This window comes from Clostridium beijerinckii HUN142 (genome assembly GCF_000621745.1).
GTDB classification, from domain to species: domain Bacteria; phylum Bacillota; class Clostridia; order Clostridiales; family Clostridiaceae; genus Clostridium; species Clostridium beijerinckii_A.
Map to the genome: position 1 here is coordinate 143289 of NZ_JHXK01000010.1, position 20372 is coordinate 163660.

The following is a 20372-nucleotide window of genomic DNA, read 5'->3' on the forward strand; positions in this document are numbered from 1 at the left end:
TATAGGACAATATATAGAGGTGCATTTATATAATAGGTTAAAAGTTATAAGGATGAATTCTATGCTTTTAATGTGGACTACTTATGAGTGGGGGATAATATTAAATGAAAGGGTTACTTAGAAAGGAAGAAGTAATAAAGAGTCTAATTGAGCTTGAAAAGAGCAAAGGAAGAGGAATAACAGCAGATGAACTGGGATTTTATATAGGAATAGACCGAACAAATATAAGTAGGTATTTAAACCAATTATATAAGGAAAAAAGGATAAATAAAAAAGAAGGACGACCAGTTATATATAGTAGTAGCAAAAGTTACAAGAATGAAATGAATTCAATTAAAAATAAATCGGACATAATCGTGAAAAATAGAGATAGTCTTGAAATGCTCATAGGTTCAAATCAGTCACTTAAATTACCTGTACAGCAAGCGAAAGCTGCAATATTATATCCTCCTAGAGGCTTACATACTCTTATTTTGGGTGAAACTGGTGTAGGAAAATCGCTATTTGCAGAAGCAATGTACAATTTTGCTAAAGACTCTAAAATAATAGCTGCTGAAGCTCCTTTTATTAGATTTAATTGTGCCGATTATTCAGATAATCCTCAGTTGGTTGTGGCACAAATATTTGGAGTAAGAAGAGGTGCATTTACAGGAGCAGATACTGATAGAGAAGGTTTGTTAAAAAAAGCTGATGGAGGAATATTCTTTTTGGATGAAGTACACAGGTTATTACCGCAGGGGCAAGAAATGTTATTTACTTTTATAGATAAGGGATATTTTAGGCAGCTTGGAGATACTGAGAAAAAGGTGAAATCTGAAGTGCAGATTATAGCAGCTACTACGGAGAATCCACAGTCATATCTTCTGAAAACATTTACTAGAAGGATTCCAATGGTGATAGTATTACCGACATTAAGAGAAAGAAAATTAGAGGAAAGATATCTTCTTTTAAACGAGTTCATAACAGAAGAATCTATAAGAATAGGAAAGAGCATATATATTAGTAAAAATGCGATTATTTCATTTTTACTATATGATTGTCCTAATAATATAGGGCAATTAAAAAGTGATATACAATTAGCTTGTGCTAAAGCATTTTTAAATTATAAGATTAAGAAAAATAATTATATTTTGGTAGATAAAAGTGATCTGCAACCTAGAATTCAAAAAGGAATAATGAGAATTAGAGAATGCAGAAAAGAAATAGAGAATTTATCTCAAGATATGGCTGATATTTTAAGATTTTCAAGTGAAGATAGTATACTAAAAAATATTGAATTTCATGAAAATCAAGTAGAAGGCTCGGAAAATAAAAGTTTTTATTCGATAATAGAAAATAAGATGGAAAACTTAAAGGAACGAGGAATTAATGAGACAGAAATAAATGATATTCTAAATATTGATTTGGAAAAATATTTTAGAAGATATATTAGTAATATCACAACAAATGTTAAAAAAGATGAGATTGCCAAAATTGTAAACATTAAAGTAGCTACGGTTGCAGAAAAAATGTTGAGTATAGCATCTGAAAAGTTAAATAGGGATTTTGACCAGAAAGTTTATTTTGGGTTAGCACTTCATTTACAGGGAAGCATCGAAAGGATTAATTCAGGAAAAAAGATATATCATCCTAAGCTTAATATTATAAGGGTGGAAAATAGAGAAGAATTTGCTGTGGCCATGGATATTATAAAAATTGCAGAAAAAGAATTTCATATAGATATCCCATTAGATGAAATAGGCTATATAACTATGTTTTTGGCTGCATGTAATGATGAAAATAGTGAACAATTAGAGAAAAAGGTGCGAGTTATAGTAATGATGCATGGAACAAGTACAGCTAGCAGCATGGCTGAGGTAGCTAATTCTTTAATAGGAGAAGAATATGTGCAAGCTCTAGATATGCCACTAACTATGAAGGCAGAGGATATGCTAGAGAAAGCCAAGAAAAAAATTAAAGAAATATATAATGAAAAAGGGATGTTGTTACTTGTTGATATGGGATCATTAGTTAATTTTGGAGATATAATTAGTAATGAATTAGAAATAAAAATTAAAACCATAGATATGGTCACAACATTAACTGTTATAGAAGCAGGAAGTAAAGCTTTTAATGGGAGAAGCTTGGATTCAATATATAATTTATGCAGAGATATTGGAAAGTCCTCTATGCAAGTTTCTAAGGAAGACAATAAATACAATAAAGAACTAGTTATAATAACCACATGCTTTACAGGCGAAGGAGCAGCAGAAAGAATAAAAATAAGAATAAGTAATAATTTGAAGAATATAGAAAAAGTAAAAATTATACCGCTTAATATTTCTGACAGGGAAGAGTTTTTTAGAAAAGTAAATAGGTTAAAAGAGAAGTTTATAATATTAGCAGTTGTAGGAACTATAAAGATAGTTATTGAAGATGTTCCGTTTATATCAGCACAAGATGTTTTTTTGAGTGAGGGAATAAATTATTTGGAGAATTTAATTGACATCGAGTATGACTTTTTAAAAGTCAGAAAAGCATTGAGTAGTCAATTAAATGAATTAAATTCAATAAAGGTATTTTCAGATATTAGAGATGTAATAAGAAAAATAGAAGAAAATTTAAAAGTGAGAATTCAGCATGATGCACAGATAGGAATTTTAATTCATATCACTTTTCTTATAGATAAATTAAAGCATGGTGGTCAAGAATTAAAATTCAAAGATTTAGAAAATTATCGGCATATGTATAATAGTGAATTTTCATTGATTAAGAAAATTTTAAAAGACTTGGAGCGTGTATATAATATAAATATAGGAGATAATGAGATAGCTTATATAGTAAGAATTGTTAAGGAAAATATAGTTACTGTGTAAGAGCCAAAGCAGTGTGTAAGTTAAATTACACACTATTTTTTTTAGTTGCACACTTTGATTCATGAATTGTGTGATTATGAGATGATTTATATTTATTTGTGCATAAATATAATATTGGTATAAAACTTGCTTTATATAATAGTGTAATAGATGAATGCTAGTAAATAAAAATATCCAAGGAGAGGTTAAAAATGAAGAATATATTATTAGTTTGTTCAGCCGGAATGTCCACAAGTTTATTAGTTTCGAAAATGGAAAAGGCAGCTGAAGAAAAAGGGATTGAATGTAATATAAAAGCTGTAGGAGAGGCAGATGTTAAAGAATATATAGGTAAGATAGATGTTTTGTTACTGGGGCCTCAGGTTAGATTTTTATTATCAAAATTTAAAGCTAATTTATCGGATAAGAATATATCTGTAGAAGTAATTAATACAGTTGATTATGGAACAATGAATGGAGAAAAAGTCTTAGAAAGAGCTCTAGATCTTATAAAAAATAAATAATTGAAAAGGAGAGAAACATTGTGGAAGAAACAATAATGAATCTTATAGTGCATAGCGGAGAAGTTAGAAGTTATTCAATGGAAGCTATTCAATGCGCTAAAAGTGGGAATATAGATGGAGCAAGAAAATTAATTGAACAAGCAGAAGCAGAATTATTAAAAGCACATAATGTTCAAACATATTTAATACAAAAGGAAGCACGAGGAGAAAAAACAGAAGTTTCTTTACTTATGATTCATGCTCAGGATCACTTTATGACTAGTATGACATTAAAGTCTATGGCAGTTGAAATTATAGAAATACATGAAAAATTTAATAACAATATATGTTAGTCTAATTATTTATTTACTTAAAGTTAAGGAAAAGGTAGTGATAGTATGAAATACATCATAGGTGTCGATGGTGGAGGAACAAAAACAGAAGCAGTAGCTTATGACTTTCAAGGAAATATTATAGTTACTTCTGTAAAAGGATTCGCAAATTTGCTAAATAATAGAGAAAAAGCACTAAATAATATAGTAGATTCAATAAGAGAAATAATGGATGTTCTTAAAGAAGACGAACTTGTAGGTTTATATCTTGGCATTGCAGGATCGGAAGTCGGAGATAATGCAAAAATTATAAAAGATACAATAAAAAATGAACTTAAGACTGACTGTGTACTTATGAACGATGCTGAAATAGCCCTAAAAGCTATGTTAAGGGGGAATGATGGAATATTGACAATAGCAGGGACTGGATCGATAGCATTTGGAGTTAAAAATAATTCAAGTGTAAGGTGTGGGGGCTGGGGTAACTTATTAGGAGATGAAGGGAGTGGATATAAAATAGCAATTGATGCTATAAAAAGAATGATATTTGAAGAAGAAAATTCTTTATCTAAATCGGAATTAACTACGAGAATTATGAAAAGGTTAGGTGCTAAATCAATAGGCGAAGTAGTAACTTTTGTATATTCATCTACTAAGGACGAGATAGCATCTTTGGCAGAAATAGTTTCAATATTGGGCGAGGAAGGAAATAAGATAGCTGAAGAAATATTGGTTAATGAAGGCGTAGATTTAGCTAAGACTGTTATAAATGTGTATAGAAAATTAAAATTTGAAAGCTGCTCTATCGCCTTGGTTGGTGGAGTTATAAGAAAAGCAAAGATATTAAGAAAATCTTTTGAAAAGTACCTAAGAGAAAATATAGTTATTGAGGATATAGTAGATGATGAAATTTCACCTACAATGGGTGCTTATTATATTAATAAAGCGAAGAGAGAAAGTAAGGTTTAGGTAAATATTATACTAGACTATATAGAGCCATGGGTGAGTTTTGACTTTATTTCAAATAAATCTTAGATATGGGGAGGAAATAATTATGAATAAGTTTTTTGAATGGATGGAGGAGCACTTTGTTCCAATTGCATTTAAGATTGGTTCACAAAGGCATTTAGTAGCTATACGTGACGGATTTGCTACAATAACACCGATTATAATGGCTGGTGCATTTGCAGTATTGTTCAATAATATAGGATTTAAATGGTATCAAAATTTTATGGATTGGCTATTACCAACAGGTTGGAAAAGCTGGGGAGGATCTATATGGAATGGTTCTTATGCAATTATGTCAATATTAGTTGTATTTACGATATCATATCATTTAGCAAGATCGTATGATAAGGATGGCTTAGGAGCTGGAATAGTATCAGTTGCTGCATCGATGATTTTATATGCAACAACACCAGATGGAGGAGCATTTCCATTAACCTTTTTAGGGGCACAAGGTTTATTTATTTCATTGATAGTATCATTAGTATCTACAGAGATTTTCGTAAAGTTAATCGGCAATCCTAAATTAGTAATAAAAATGCCTAGTGGAGTACCACCAGCAGTTTCAAGATCATTTGCAGCATTGTTACCAACAATAATAATTTTAGCATTAGCAGCGGGAATTAAGGAATTATTTATAGTTATGAGTGTACCAGATATACATCAGGCATTATTCTTTACTCTACAGAAACCATTACAATTAATTGCAGGAAGCTTTTTGGGAGTATTTGTAATAGTATTATTGGTACATGTATTATGGTTTTTTGGTTTACATGGTTCAAATATACTAGCACCAGTAATAAATGCATTATTACTTCCATTACTTTTAGCCAATACAGAAGCAATAACAAATGGATCACAGCCAGAAAATATATTAAATAGTCAATTTTTAGATTCGTATGTAAATATGGGTGGAGCAGGAACTTCAATAGCGTTATTAATTGCAATATATGTATTAGGTAGAAAAGCCGGTGCACAACAAAGGGCAATTGCAAATTTAGGTATAGCACCAGGAATATTTAATATAAATGAACCGGTAATATATGGTGCACCAATAGTTTTAAATCCAATTTATTTTATTCCGTTTATATTATCGCCTATAGTTTCGTTAACCATAGCATATATATTAACAGTTATTGGGTTTGTTCCAAAGGTAGCAATAATGGCAACATGGACAACACCGCCAATTTTGGGAGCAATTATATCTACAAACTCAATCATGGGTGGAGTTACAGCTCTTATTTGTTTAATTGTAAGTATATTGATATATCTTCCATTTGTATATGTTGCTGGAAGGCAAGAATTAAGAAAAGAAAATGTAAAATAGGAATTTTAATAAAGGATTTTAGCATAGTTATTTATAATGTTTCTTAGTAGAATATTCTTAATACTCTATATTAAATATTGAGTAATAAATGGAATTTTAATTAATATATTTATATTAGTCCATTTATTATATTATTGAGTTATGAAATGTAGCAGATTCTTATGAATCTGCTTTCTATTTATATCTTAAGATTTCTTAAATCTGTGCTTTACAATAAATAATATATTAAGCTATTATTAATGTATTAGATTTATATGGTTTAAAAGAATCATAATAGATACTAACGGCTAAGGATAAGTAAAGTATTTAAATAATAAGGTTAATGATAGAATCGTTTTATAAGATTAATAAGGTCATTTATATTTTCTAAATAATGTATTAATTTAGATGATAAGTGATTTGCTAAAGATTAGAAAGTTCTATAAATAATAAAAAGGGTGGTCATATGAGTAAAATTATTGATCCAGCAACTATAATAAAATCTTATAACAACAATATAGTTTCCGTAAACATGAATGGAAAGGAAAGAATACTTTTTGCAAAGGGAATTGGATTCGGTAGAAAGTCTGGAGATACCATTGAAAAGGGGACTGAGGTTGAAAAGATATTTGTTATTGAAGATGAGGATAACTTAAGAAACTTTAAACAAGTAATTGAAAACGTTGATGAAGAATTTTTTGTGCTATGCGAAAAGATGATATCATATGTCGCAAATGAATTGAAAGAAAATTTGGATGAGAGAATACACGTTGCATTAGTAGATCATTTAAATTTTGCAGTGAAAAGGCTTTCGGACAAAGAGGAAATAGAGAATCCATTTCTTATGGAAATTAGAGCATTATATCCACAAGAATACTCGTTAGCAGAAAAAGTTGCGGAAGTTTTACAAAATGAAAAAAAGGTAAAAATTCCAGAAGGAGAGATTGGATTCATAGCACTACATATTCATTCTGCTAGAAATTCAGGTAAGCTATCCAATACTATAAAAAATACACATTTGATAAACTCAATAATTGAATATGTAGAAGAAAAAACTGAAATAAAAATGGATAAAACATCATTAGATTATGCCAGATTTCTCACACATTTGAGATTTGCAATTAAAAGAATTTTGGATGATATATCTATTGAAAATGATTTTATAAAAGAAATAAAATTAAAATATAAATTATCATATAAAGTATCTAAGGGTGTAGCAAAAATATTAGTTTTGAAATTAGAAAAGAAAGTTTCAGAAGATGAAATAGCATATCTAGCAATGCATATAGAGAGGTTTAGAAAAGCTGCAATAAAAATGTAATTAAAATAGCAAACATATTAATGAAAATATGTTTGCTATTTTTCTATAAACTAAAAGTAATTACTTCATCTTCTCCAGCAACAACATCTTTATTCACATGTGAATTTAAGTCTTTGACTATATCCATATTTGTAACAAGGACTGGAGTGATCAAAGAAAAACCTTTTCCTAAAATAAAATCCCTATCTATTTTTATAATTGGAGTCCCAGCTTTAACTTTAGTTCCAGCTTCAGCTAATTGTTCAAAACCTTCACCATTTAAAGAAACAGTATCGATACCTATATGAACTAATAACTCAGCTCCATTATCAAGAGTAATTGCAAAGGCATGTTTTGTATTAAATACTAATGTTAAGGTTCCGTCAGCAGGTGCAACTACTATATCTCCAGTAGTATCTATTGCAAGCCCGTCTCCAGCCATTTTTTCTGCAAAAACTTTATCTGGTACTTTTGATAAATCTATTGTTTTACCAGTTATAGGTGCAACTAATTTTGCTTCTTTATTTGAGTCTTTTGAATTCTTCTTAAAAAAATTAAACATACTTAATATTCCCGATTAAACAGGAACAGTCACTTCCTTTCATTCTGTTATTTATTGGTAATAAAAAAGCATAAGTTTCCGAATTACGCAAACTTATGCCTGATTAAACAGTAACACATTTATGTACTAATTATATTATTTCATATAATTAGTGTCAATAATAAAAAAATAAAAAAAGGTATTGACTATAGAATAAAAATAGAATAATATGAGTGTATAAGAATACGATCTTTGGCGTGTAACCGATTAAATCAGGGCATTAGCTGAAAAGGATAATATAATTTATCCTTTTCAGCTTTTTTATTTGCTGGAAAGGATACATGTTCATAAGAATTATAATGCATTTAGGGATATAACAATCCTTAAAATAAATTTTATTAATTATTATGGAAGGGGAATTATATTATTATGATGAAGTATTTACAAAAATTAGGAAAATCTTTAATGCTTCCAGTAGCTTGTTTACCCGTTGCAAGTATTTTAATGGGTCTTGGTTATTGGCTTGACCCTACAGGCTGGGGAGCAAATAACATTGCTTCAGCTTTTATGCTAAAAGCAGGTAGTGCTTTAATTGACAATATGGGAATTTTGTTTGCAATTGGTGTAGGTGTAGGAATGTCAGATGATAATGACGGTACAGCAGGACTTGCAGGGCTTGTTTCATGGCTTATGATTACAACATTATTATCTACAGGAGCTGTAGCAATGTTTAAGGGAATTGATGTTAAAGAGGTAGCGCCAGCATTCGCTAAAACTCAAACACAATTTATTGGTATTTTATCAGGTTTAATCGGTGCCGCTTGTTATAACAGATTTAAAAGTGTTAAATTACCAGATGCATTGGGATTCTTTAGTGGAAAAAGATGTGTCGCAATTGTAACTGCAGCATATTCAATAGTTGCATCTATAGTATTATTCTTTGCATGGCCTCTTATTTATGGTGCATTAGTAGCATTTGGTGAAGCTATTGTATCAACAGGTGCAGTTGGATCTGGTATTTATGCATTCTTCAATAGATTATTAATACCATTTGGTCTTCACCATGCATTAAACTCAGTATTCTGGTTTGATGTAGCTGGAATTAACGACCTTGGTAACTTCTGGTCAGGTAAAGGAACACAAGGAGTAACTGGTATGTATATGACTGGATTCTTCCCAGTAATGATGTTTGGATTACCAGCAGGAGCATTAGCTATGTACCATACAGCTAAAGATAAGAAGAAGAAAGCGGTATATGGTTTATTATTAGCAGCAGCAATATCTTCATTCTTCACAGGTGTTACAGAACCATTAGAATTTGCATTTATGTTCTTAGCTCCAGGTTTATATGTTCTTCATGCTGGATTAACAGGAATTTCAGCATTTGTATGTACATTATTACCAGTAAGAGCTGGATTTAACTTTAGTGCTGGATTTGTAGATTGGTTCTTAAGTTTCAAAGCGCCTATGGCAGAAAATCCAATAATGTTAATCCCAATAGGTTTAGTATTTGCAGTAATCTATTATGTAACATTCCGTTTTGCAATTACAAAATTTAATTTAAAGACACCTGGTAGGGAAGATGATGACGCTGAAGAACTAAATGTAAAACTTGCGAATAATGATTATACTCAAGTGGCAGCTGTAATATTAAAGGGTGTTGGAGGAAAAGAAAACGTAGTATCTATAGATAATTGTGTAACTAGATTACGTTTAGAAATAAAGGATCAGACAAAGATAGACGAAAAAGTTATTAAATCAGCAGGGGTATCTGGAATAATAAGACCAGGAAAAACAAGCGTACAAGTTGTTGTAGGAACACAAGTACAATTTGTAGCTGATGAATTCAAAAAATTATGTAAGTAAATATGGAGATCAATAATTAGATCAGGAAAATTATCTGATTAATAAATTAAGAATATTTAAAAATGTGGAAAAGAGATCGATGATATAAGAAATTAAGTTTTATATCAGACTCTTTTCCATTTTTTTTGTATGCTTTAAGGCTTTTTTTTAATTTACTTAAAGTTTATAATATCTAATGTATAAATTTATTTGGTGGTGAAAATATGGAATACATAAACGAGATTAATATAAATGAAGCAGTTATTCATATATTAGATAGTAATGGGGAAGAACCTATTTTAAACGAGTATAGTTTGGAATTAAATGAAGATATATATTTTTTCTTACATAAACATTTAGAAAAATGTTTTAAGGATGAAGAACTTAAATATGGAAAGTTTAATCCAGAAAGAAACATAGTTAAAGAAGTATCCCAGGATTATCTGACTGGAGTAGACAATAACTTAGTTAAACTATCTAAAGAATTAGCTAGGCAGTTATTCATAATAATGAAAGGAAATGTGAATATCCCATCTGGAGATTTAATAATAGTGTCTCTAACTACAGATCAAGGTCCAATGATAGGAATACTTAAGATGGATTATGTTAAAAATTTTACTCATGAAGTTCAATTTATAGATCAGAAAATAGGTATAGGAATAGTACCTCAGGCAGCAGGACTTCCAGGAAGTGGGCAAAGAATTCAAAAAGCTGCATTTATTAAACCAATTATAGAAGAGGATAAATATAATCTAATGATTTTAGATAAGCAAAAAGGCAGTAAAGAGGATGAGTATGGGGCAAATTATTTTATAAACACATTCTTAGGTGCAAGCATTGTTACTAATGAAAGAGATATGACAAAAACTTTTGTAAAGGCAGCAGAGAACTGGACTAGAGAAAATGTTACAAATGATGCAGGAAGAGCTGAAGAGATTAGAACTGCAATAAAAACTAAATTAAAAGAAGAAGATTCTATTAATATAGATGAGTTTTCAGCTGAATTATTTAATGATCACCCTCAAGCGAAAGAAGAGTTTTCGACTTATATAAAACAACAAGGACTGCAAGAAGAAGTAGCTGTGGACAAAACTTGGGTTGAGAAAAAACTAAAAAGAGTTAGACTTAATATTGATAAACAAATTGATTTGTATATAAATGAAGAGACATACCACGACCCTAGCAAGTTTGAGATACAAAGAAACGGCGATGGAACTATTAATTTAATAGTAAAAAATGTGATTAATTATATAGAAAAGTAGATAGCTAGGCTCTATGATTTGTTGCTATTTACTTTATATTTGAGAAAGTAAATGCTCTAAATAGTTTATTTTGTGCTGGCTGATTCACAGCAAGTTTTTAAGAATCTAATATATTTATATTGTGCAACCCACATATAAATATATTAGATTCTTATTTTATATGAATTTATTACCGGTATTTTTTTCTGTAATCAGAAGGCGATATCCCTAAGTTCTTAGCAAAGACCCTGCTAAGATAAAATCCGTTATCATACCCACATTTGGAAGCAATACAATCTAATGTATCTTCGGTTCTGAGTAATAATACTTGAGCTCTTCTTAATCTTAAAGAAGTTATATATTCAATAGGAGTGGTTCCTATACACTTGTGAAATCGTCTAGTAAACTGAACAGAACTAAGTCCTAGCGAAGCTGAAAAATCTTTGATTTTAATGGATTCATAAGCATATTTATTTAAGTACTTTAATGAATAGTTTATAATTTCATCCTGAACAAAGTTTTTTGGGGAGCTGCTATACTGTGTTTCTATATAATATAATTTCATAATATCGCTTATCAATGAGCTTTTCCATTGGTTTAATTCAATATTGTTATTATGGCTGTATAGTTTTAAATAGTAGTACATATTATTGAGTCTTTTTAAATCTGATACAGATATTTTACCAACTGGAAAAGATGAAGTATCATCTCCAGAATTTATTGAAAAGTTTATGAAGTGAAATGTAAGAGTGGTAATGACCTCCCTTTTGAAAATTATTCCAGGTGGGCAAATTACAATATCACCAAATTTACCTTTTCCTTTATGAGATTCAACTTCGTAACTGCATTCACCATCTTCAATAGCGTAAAGTACCCAGTTTGAATCTATGTCTTCATCCAATAAAAAATGTTCTTTTTTATCCCAAAAAATATGTTGATTAATATTTACGTTAAGATTATTTAAATCAAACATCAATAAGCCTCCTTTAAGAGTTAAGAAGATTATGCCATAGAAGAATTATAAGAAAATAGAAGTGAAATGTAAACATTTAAAAAATAATTAAAGTGATAATATCTGTATTTATATAGAGATTTTGATTGCAGAGTATGTGAATGCTAGATGTTCCTTTTTTTAGATGTTTATATTTTGTGTAAATAATAATTGTTATATCAAATGTATGAAATAAAGTATATGCAGATGATACGTTAGTGAATTCAAAAAATCAGCACCCTAATATATTATAAAGATATAATCAGTAAGAGGTGGGATAAGCTATAGTCTTCCTATAAAGCTGATTATGAAAAAATAATACAATGCATTGTAAATATTAAAACACTAAATAGATGTAGACATTTAGGATTAATATATCTATAAAGGGAGCGAATTATGAATTACAAAAATGTAAAAAAGGATATAACCGTAATAGGTGGTGGTTTAGCAGGTGTGTGTGCAGCTATTTCTGCTGCTAGAAATGGTAAAAGTGTTTCTTTAGTACAAAATCGCGGAATTTTAGGCGGAAATTCTAGTAGTGAAATTCGTGTATGGGTATGTGGAGCAACAAAACATGGAGTAAACAGATATGCCAGAGAAACTGGAATTATGGGAGAATTGTTTTTAGAAAATCAGTATCGCAATCCAGATGGAAATCCCTATTTTTGGGACATGCTACTATTAGAAAAGGTAAAAGATGAAAAAAATATTTCTTTATTTTTAAATACAGAAGTGTCAGAAATCGATGTAATTGAAGGAGAAAAAGAAAATAAAATAAAATCTGTGACAGGGTGGACAATTGGATCAGAAACTAAGACAAAATTTGAAAGTGACGTATATCTAGATTGTTCCGGAGATGGATTTATTGGAGCATTAGCTGGTGCTAAATATAATTTAGGAAGAGAATCAAGATATGAATATAATGAGCTATTGGCGCCCGAAAAAGAAGATAAAATTTTATTAGGAAGTACTATATTATTTTATACTAAAGATGTTGGACATCCAGTTAAATTTATTCCACCTAATTTTTCAAAAGATATAAGTAAAACCAGTATTCCAAAGAATAGAGTTATAAAATCTAATGACTCAGGTTGCTGCTATTGGTGGATAGAACTAGGCGGAGAAGTTGATATAGTAAAAGACAATGAAATAATAAGAGATGAGTTATGGACACTAGTATATGGAATATGGGATTATATAAAAAATTCGGGAAATTATGATGCAGACAATCTAACATTAGAGTGGGTTGGGTCAATTCCAGGTAAAAGAGAATATAGGAGGTTTATAGGAGATTACGTTTTAAATCAAAATGATATTATTGAACAGACCGAATTTGATGATAGAATAGCTTTTGGTGGTTGGTCAATAGATCTTCATCCTGAGAAAGGAATATATGAGGAAAGCTGTGGCTCGAGAAATATACAAGCTGATGGAGTATTTCATATACCGTTTCGTTCCACATATTCTGTAAACGTATTGAATTTGATGTTTGCTGGAAGAAATATTAGCGCATCACATATAGCTTTTGGAGCAACTAGAGTTATGGCAACTTGCGCTACAATAGGAGAAGCTGTTGGATTAGCGGCAGCAATGTGTGTAGAAGACAAAATTATTCCTAGGGATTTATATATGAAGCATATTAAGAAATTGCAACAGATTTTATTAAAGCAAGATGGATCTATTATAGGAATAAAAAATGAGGACATGAAAGATAAGGCTAGATCAGCATCTATTATGGCATCTACATCATTAAAGAAAATTGAAGTAGTAAATTCCAACGATGAATATAGATTGACCACAGATATAGGAATTTTATTTCCAATAGAAAACAGAGTTGAAGATATAGAAATACTAATTTCTAGCTTAGAACAGACTACATTGGAAGTAGAAGTTTGGGATACAGGCAGAGCAGAAAACTATATTCCTAAAAATCTTTTAAAGAACAAAAAAATACAAGTAGAAAAAGGAAGAAATCAATGGATTAAGAGTGACTTTGCATTAGAATCAGAAGTGGTAAGAAATCTATTTTTGGTTGTAAAGGCTAATGATAAAGTTACAATACATTTATCTTATGAACAATTAACAGGTGTACTTTCTTTTACAAAAAAGGCTATAGAAAATACAAATCTTGATGATTATATTGGTATAAATCCAATTGTTGAGTGGTCTATGAAGGAAATGGCTAGAAAAGAATTTTGCTTTAGGATTGATGGCGAAACAAGTGCATATTCCCCTAGTAAAATTATAGATGGTTACTCAAGGCCTTATGGGGGGCCTCATATGTGGATATCAGAAGATATTAAAGATACAGATGAGTGGATACAACTTGAATGGGAAAATGATATTGAAATTAACGAAATTCATATTACATTTAACGATGATGTAAACGAGGATCTTATAAATCTTCATCATCATTACACTGATTTTTCTGTAATGCCTGAATTAGTAAAAGATTATAAGGTTTCCATATGGAAGGATAACAAATGGGAAGTTATTGCATCTAAGAAAAATAATCGTAAGCGAAAAGAAATATTTAAAAATATAGGTAAGATTTTAGCAAATAAAATTAGAGTTACCATTGAATCAACAAATGGATGCAGGAAAGCTGAGATAATTGAGGTAAGAGTATACTAAGATATGCTTTAAGAAGGCGCAATTAGAAAATAGCAAGTCAATCTTACAAGCTTATTTTCCACTATACTGTTTCAGAAAATTATCACAAGGCCAGAGGTAAGAGCAAGCTACTATGTATTATGATTAAAAATAAAAATAATAATAATATTTTGGAACTGCTATTTTCTTTAATTCGTCTAAATAGAGAATAATTTATTTAAAGATAGGAAGGAATAAAGAGTATGAATATAAATAATAATTATAAGACTAATTTAACTGAAGAGAAGCCAACTAGAGTAAGATACTTAGTATTAGCTCTAATATTTATCAATATAGTAATAAATTATATGGATCGTTCAAATATATCTGTAGCAGCATCTCATATGTCTAAAGATTTGAAATTGTCAACTGTTCAAATGGGATTAATATTTTCAGCGTTTGGATGGGTATATGCTGCATTACAAATACCAAGTGGGTATTTAGTAGATAAATTTAAACCTCGTGCTGTATATGCATGTAGTTTATTTATATGGTCATTAGCTACATTGTTACAAAGTATTGTAGGTGGATTTGGATCACTTTTAGGTTTACGTTTATCTATAGGATGTTTTGAAGCACCAGTTATGCCAGCAAGCAATAAAGTGGCATCAAGTTGGTTTCCTACAAATGAAAGAGCATCTGCTATTGCAATATACTCTTCAGCTCAATTTGTTGGATTGGCATTTGTAAGTCCATTACTATTTATATTAGAGGATAAGTTTGGTTGGAAATTCTTATTTATACTTACAGGACTTGTAGGGATAGCATGGTCAATTGTTTGGTATGCCCTATACAGAGATCCAAGTAAAAGTAAACGTATAAATAATGCTGAGCTAAATTATATCAAAGAAGGTGGAGGTATAGTAGAAGATGAGGATGTAGATAATTCGACTGCTAAGGAAAAATCTCAGTTTAAATTCAGCGATTTAAAGATGATGTTTTCTAACCGTAAGCTTATAGGAATATATATTGGTCAATTCACTATATCATCAACATTTTGGTTTTTCTTAACTTGGTTTCCAACATATCTTGTAGAATATAGACATTTAAGTTTTATAAAATCAGGTTTTGTGTCATCAGTACCATATTTGGCTGCATTTTGTGGAGTTTTAGTTTCAGGTTTTGTATCAGATAAGCTTATAAAAAAGGGAGTCTCTATGGGAGTAGCAAGGAAAACCCCAATAATTATTGGATTATTATTAACAACAACTATAATTGGAGCAAATTTTGTTGATAGCACTCCATTAATAGTAATGTTCATGGCTATAGCATTTTTCGGTAATGGATTAGCAACTATTACTTGGATATTTGTATCATTATTGGCACCTAAAAATTTAGTTGGATTAGCTGGTGGTGTATTTAACTGCACTGGAGCTTTATCATCAATAGTTATTCCAATTGTAATAGGCATTATTGTATCAGGAGGTAATTTTACTCCAGCGATAGCTTTGATAGGTATTTTAGCTTTAATAGGAGCATTATCATATATATTTATAGTAGGAAAAATAGAAGAAAATAATTAGAATTAAATAATTAAGTTTTACATTTAATTTTGGATGAGATAAAAGTTAGTGCTAGTTACCAGCATTAACTTTTATCTTTTATTTTTAGATGGATTTAATTTACATATTTAAAACTTATTTTAAACAAAATAATAGATATAAAATTTTATATCTAGATAAAGTACATGTTATATGAATTTTGAGGAATAATATTCTAGAAGTTATTTAGTACATCGTTAAGAAATTTGCAAATACTTTTATTTGCTTTCTTAGGTGTTTTAGTACGGAGGAGAATATTTATGAAGAAAAAAAACAAAGGATTATCTGCTTGGCAGCTCACAATGATGGCTTTGGGAAGCATAATAGGAGGATCATTTTTTCTTGGCTCAGCGGTGGCTATTAATGCTGCAGGACCATCTGTTTTGATATCCTATATATTGGGAGGAATTTTAGTATACTTTATACTTTATGCTTTATCTGAAATGACTGTTGCAAATCCACATTCTGGATCCTTTAGGACTTTTGCATCAGAAGCTTTTGGGCCTGGAACAGGATTTGTTGTTGGCTGGGTTTACTGGATTGGAATGGTGCTTTCAATGTCAAGTGAGGCGACTGCTGTATCAATTTTATTGAATGAATGGATTCCTAATATATCAATAGCCATAGGAGGAACTATAATTATTGTTGGTGTAACTTTGCTTAATCTTTTAGGGGCTGATAAATTAAGTAAGCTCACTAGTGGTCTTTCAGCTATAAAGCTTTTTGCAATAATTTCATTTATAATTATATCTTTTCTACTTGTTACTGGAATAATTCCGGGAAGAACAGCGGTAGGAGCAGGAGAGCTTATGAGAGAGCCTTTTATGTCAAGTGGCATAGGAGGTATTGCAGGAGGAATGCTTATAGTAGTATTTGCTTATGCTGGTTTTGAAATAATAGGATTAGCAGCCTCAGAAGCTGATGATCCAAGAAAAACAATACCAAAAGCAATTAATTATACAGTTGTAAGTCTTATATCACTCTACATAATTTCACTTATAGCATTACTTCCTTTAATTCCTACAGCAGATTTAAGCGAAAATATAAGTCCAATGGTTGCGGCTCTTGATAGATTGGGAATTACATGGGCTGGAAATGTAATTAATTTAGTACTTATTACAGCTATACTTTCTGCATCTCTTGCTTCTATGTTTGGGATTGCAAGAATGCTAAGATCCCTTGCAGATGAAGGTGATGCACCTAAGTGGTTAAAGGATAAAGGTGACATTCCTTACAAGGCCATAGTATTTTCAGGAATTTCAATGCTTTTAGGATTAGGATTAGGATTGCTATTTCCTAGAATATATTTATTTTTAGTAACGGCAAGTGGATTTTCTCTACTTTTTACTTACGCAGTAATTATGGCAACTCATATAAGATTTCGTAAAAGAAATGGATGTCCTCCAGATGGAAAATGCCAAATGCCTGGATTTCCGTATACGTCTTGGATTGGACTCATAAGTATGATTCTTGTCATCTTTAGCATGCCACTTATTTCCGATCAAGCACCAGGTCTTATAGTAGGTCTGATAATGATAGCTCTATTTTCATCAATTTATATGATAATGAAATATTTTAAGAACACTGAAAAAAATAAAGATAGCTACGTAAGGGTTAACAATAAAATGAACCGTTCAAAGTTGATGACAGAATTTTCGGAAGAAGTTGTAGATGATAACGAATCAAAGCGAAATAACAATCAAAAAAACCAATGTAAAAAATGCAGTAAGAAATAGATTAAAATAAAAAAATATAATTTCTAAATAATATAATTCATTCTTTACAAAATATTTGAGATGGTATCTGATAGTCTAAGATAAATATTAGTGAATTAGATTTTTAGAACATATATGGTAAATAAAATAAAGATATCCTTTAAATGCTTAACTTTGGGATTAAGTATTTGAAGGATATTTTTATTCTAAATTTTTTAATAATACGGATTTATATAATATTAGTTTTATCGTCTACAATAATATTGAAACTTACTTTCTCTGGATTTGCTTATAGAATATTCATATACTCTACTATTAGTTAAATAACCTATATTTTCAATCTGCATTACAACAGACTCGTTCGGTAAATCTAATAAATCGCTCTCATATTTATTTAATTTGACAGGACTGACAGTCCTAATACCGTGACTAATTTTATAATCGTATTGGGACTCAATATATGAGAGTAAACTGGATTCACAATCTTCTGTTTTAAGGTTTGGAAATAAGGAATATGGCATGTAAATCTCTTCTGTATGAATAGGATGGGATTCTATATAACGAACTCTTTTTATAAGCCAAACATGAGAATTTACTTCTACCTGCAATAATTTGCTAAGTTCATCAGATGAACTAATAAGTTTAAATTCATTAACATTTGATCTTATATTATCTGGATTGTAATAATCAGAAAGAGATGATAAAAAAAGAATGCTGTTATTATAATGATGGACATCATTAACATAAGTTGAGCCATCAATTGATTTAACCAAATATGACCTTTCAATTAAGTGAGCTATTACTTTTCTTATAGTATGTCTATTACATTGATATTTGATTGCGAGCTGAGTTTCAGACGGAATACGAGATGATACTGAAAGCTTCCCAGAAGTAATTTTTTCAATTAAGTCATTAATAATGTAATCACTTTTCAAGTTTACTCACCTCTTAATAAATAAAAATTATCTAAGAATATTATAGCATAATCAAAAAAATGTTGTATAGACAGGTGATGAAAGTTAGGTTTAATAAATATAAAATGTGATTAAAGTATTAATGTTTTATATGAAGATAAGAGGAGAGGGTAATTTATGAATAAAAAAAATGCAAGCATAATTCCAGATAATTTCTTTTGGGGAAGTGCGGTTACATCATTTCAAAGTGAAGGCGCATGGAATGAAGGAGGAAAGGGCATTTCTATAGTAGATAAAAGACAAATAAAAGAAGGGTTCTCTAATTGGGAGGTAGCTGTTGATTTTTATCATAGATATAAAGAAGATATAGCATTGTTTAAGGAGTTAGGAATAAATAGTTATCGTACAAGTATTTCGTGGACAAGAATTATTCCAGATGGAGAAGGTGAAGTTAACGAAGAAGGGATAAAATTTTATAATGATTTATTTGATGAATTATTAACTAATGGAATAGAACCAGTTATAACACTATACCATTTTGATTTACCAGAGGCGTTAGCAGAAAAATATAATGGGTTTGCATCAAGAAAGGTTGTAGATTTATTTGAGAAATATGTAAGAGTAGTATTTGAGAGATTTAAAGGCAAAGTAAAATACTGGATAACATTCAATGAACAAAATTTAGTTATTCCACGTTTGGAGTTGTGGGGAGTAAAAGTAAGTAATAATGTTAATAAAGAAGCTTTGGCTTATCAAGTATGTCACAATGTATTTATAGCTCATGCTAAAGCAACTAAACTGATGCATGAAATAATTCCAGATGGAAAAATGGGTGGAATGGTTACTTATATGACAACATATCCAATGACATGTAAACCTGAAGATGCATTAGCAAACTTAAAAGTAAAAGAGCTATTTAATGATCTCTATTTTGATGTATTTGTTAATGGTAAATATCCAACATATATAACAAGTAGATGGAAAAGTAGAGACATAAAGCCAATATTCGAAGACGGAGATGAAGCGTTATTAAAAGAAAATACAGTGGACTATTTGACATTTAGTTATTATCAAAGTTCAACTGTAAAAGCTGATCCGGAAGATGAGGAGAGTATAATAAAGGGAATGACACCAAATCCACTATTAAAGAAAAATGAATGGGGATGGGCTATTGATCCTATAGGTTTTAGAATAGCTTTAAAAGAGATATATGCAAGATATAAAATGCCTATCTTTGTAACTGAAAATGGAATTGGTGTTAGAGAAGAATTGAATAAAAATAAAACCGTAGAGGACGATTATAGAATAGATTATTTGAGAGCACATATAGAGCAAATGAAATTAGCTATGGAAGAAGGCGTAGATGTTATAGGCTATTTAACTTGGGGATGTACTGATATTTTAAGTTCACAAGGTGAGATGAAAAAAAGGTATGGATTTATATTTGTAAATCGTGATGAATCAGATTTGAGGGATTTAAAAAGGTATAAGAAAAAGAGCTTTGGCTGGTTTAAAAATGTAATTTCTACTAACGGGAAACAATTATAAGATAGGGATTAAGGTAGAAACTAGAAATATAGTATAGTTAAAGAAGTTATATGTTGTCTTAGTAGGTTTATATTTAAAACTTTAATAAAGAAGCGATAAATTAA

At 30.0% G+C, this 20372-nt stretch carries 15 protein-coding genes; 12 read left to right on the forward strand and 3 right to left on the reverse strand.

Going from position 1 to position 20372, the window contains the following annotated elements; genetic code table 11:
* Positions 1–104 precede the first annotated feature (104 nt).
* The 6 genes from T483_RS0105165 (at position 105) to glcT (ending at position 7301) form a co-directional block, all read left to right on the forward strand.
* A complete protein-coding gene (locus T483_RS0105165; protein ID WP_026885883.1) occupies positions 105–2855 on the forward strand; it encodes a sigma 54-interacting transcriptional regulator in 2751 nt (916 codons plus the stop codon).
* Positions 2856–3046: 191 nt separating this feature from the next.
* Positions 3047–3358 (forward strand): PTS sugar transporter subunit IIB, encoded by a 312-nt coding sequence (locus T483_RS0105170; RefSeq protein ID WP_012060694.1) that lies wholly within the window; start codon positions 3047–3049, stop codon positions 3356–3358.
* A 20-nt stretch (positions 3359–3378) separates the two neighbouring features.
* Positions 3379–3690 (forward strand): PTS lactose/cellobiose transporter subunit IIA, encoded by a 312-nt coding sequence (locus tag T483_RS0105175; RefSeq protein WP_012060693.1) that lies wholly within the window; start codon positions 3379–3381, stop codon positions 3688–3690.
* A gap of 45 nt (positions 3691–3735) precedes the next feature.
* Entirely contained in the window at positions 3736–4638 is a 903-nt protein-coding gene (locus tag T483_RS0105180) for an N-acetylglucosamine kinase (RefSeq protein ID WP_026885884.1), read from the forward strand.
* A gap of 85 nt (positions 4639–4723) precedes the next feature.
* Entirely contained in the window at positions 4724–6001 is a 1278-nt protein-coding gene (locus T483_RS0105185; protein WP_026885885.1) for a PTS sugar transporter subunit IIC, read from the forward strand.
* A gap of 445 nt (positions 6002–6446) precedes the next feature.
* The gene (gene glcT, locus T483_RS0105190; RefSeq protein ID WP_026885886.1) at positions 6447–7301 is read left to right on the forward strand and encodes a glucose PTS transporter transcription antiterminator GlcT; all 855 of its coding nucleotides are present in this window, start codon (positions 6447–6449) and stop codon (positions 7299–7301) included.
* Between the two features lie 43 nt (positions 7302–7344).
* On the opposite strand, the gene T483_RS0105195 is transcribed toward glcT, so the two are convergent.
* Positions 7345–7842 carry a PTS sugar transporter subunit IIA gene (locus tag T483_RS0105195; RefSeq protein WP_026885887.1) on the reverse strand — a complete coding sequence of 166 codons (498 nt, stop codon included), beginning with the start codon at positions 7840–7842 and terminating at the stop codon, positions 7345–7347.
* A gap of 408 nt (positions 7843–8250) precedes the next feature.
* On the opposite strand from T483_RS0105195, the gene nagE reads away from it, so the two are divergent.
* Positions 8251–9687, forward strand: coding sequence for an N-acetylglucosamine-specific PTS transporter subunit IIBC (gene nagE / locus T483_RS0105200; protein ID WP_026885888.1), 1437 nt, complete (start codon positions 8251–8253; stop codon positions 9685–9687).
* Between the two features lie 203 nt (positions 9688–9890).
* Entirely contained in the window at positions 9891–10928 is a 1038-nt protein-coding gene (locus T483_RS0105205) for a nucleoid-associated protein (RefSeq protein ID WP_026885889.1), read from the forward strand.
* Positions 10929–11097: 169 nt separating this feature from the next.
* Here T483_RS0105205 and T483_RS0105210 read toward each other — a convergent pair whose 3' ends face one another.
* Positions 11098–11880 carry a helix-turn-helix domain-containing protein gene (locus T483_RS0105210; protein ID WP_026885890.1) on the reverse strand — a complete coding sequence of 261 codons (783 nt, stop codon included), beginning with the start codon at positions 11878–11880 and terminating at the stop codon, positions 11098–11100.
* A 414-nt stretch (positions 11881–12294) separates the two neighbouring features.
* On the opposite strand from T483_RS0105210, the gene T483_RS0105215 reads away from it, so the two are divergent.
* The 3 genes from T483_RS0105215 (at position 12295) to T483_RS0105225 (ending at position 17827) form a co-directional block, all read left to right on the forward strand.
* Positions 12295–14532 carry an FAD-dependent oxidoreductase gene (locus tag T483_RS0105215; protein WP_026885891.1) on the forward strand — a complete coding sequence of 746 codons (2238 nt, stop codon included), beginning with the start codon at positions 12295–12297 and terminating at the stop codon, positions 14530–14532.
* A gap of 221 nt (positions 14533–14753) precedes the next feature.
* A complete protein-coding gene (locus tag T483_RS0105220; protein WP_026885892.1) occupies positions 14754–16073 on the forward strand; it encodes an MFS transporter in 1320 nt (439 codons plus the stop codon).
* Between the two features lie 278 nt (positions 16074–16351).
* Positions 16352–17827 carry an amino acid permease gene (locus T483_RS0105225; RefSeq protein WP_026885893.1) on the forward strand — a complete coding sequence of 492 codons (1476 nt, stop codon included), beginning with the start codon at positions 16352–16354 and terminating at the stop codon, positions 17825–17827.
* A 224-nt stretch (positions 17828–18051) separates the two neighbouring features.
* Here T483_RS0105225 and T483_RS0105230 read toward each other — a convergent pair whose 3' ends face one another.
* Positions 18052–18741, reverse strand: coding sequence for a GntR family transcriptional regulator (locus T483_RS0105230; protein ID WP_026885894.1), 690 nt, complete (start codon positions 18739–18741; stop codon positions 18052–18054).
* A 156-nt stretch (positions 18742–18897) separates the two neighbouring features.
* Between T483_RS0105230 and T483_RS0105235 the strand changes: the two genes are divergently transcribed.
* Complete coding sequence (locus T483_RS0105235; protein WP_026885895.1) at positions 18898–20268, forward strand: glycoside hydrolase family 1 protein; 1371 nt, start codon at positions 18898–18900, stop codon at positions 20266–20268.
* The last annotated feature ends 104 nt before the right edge of the window (positions 20269–20372 follow it).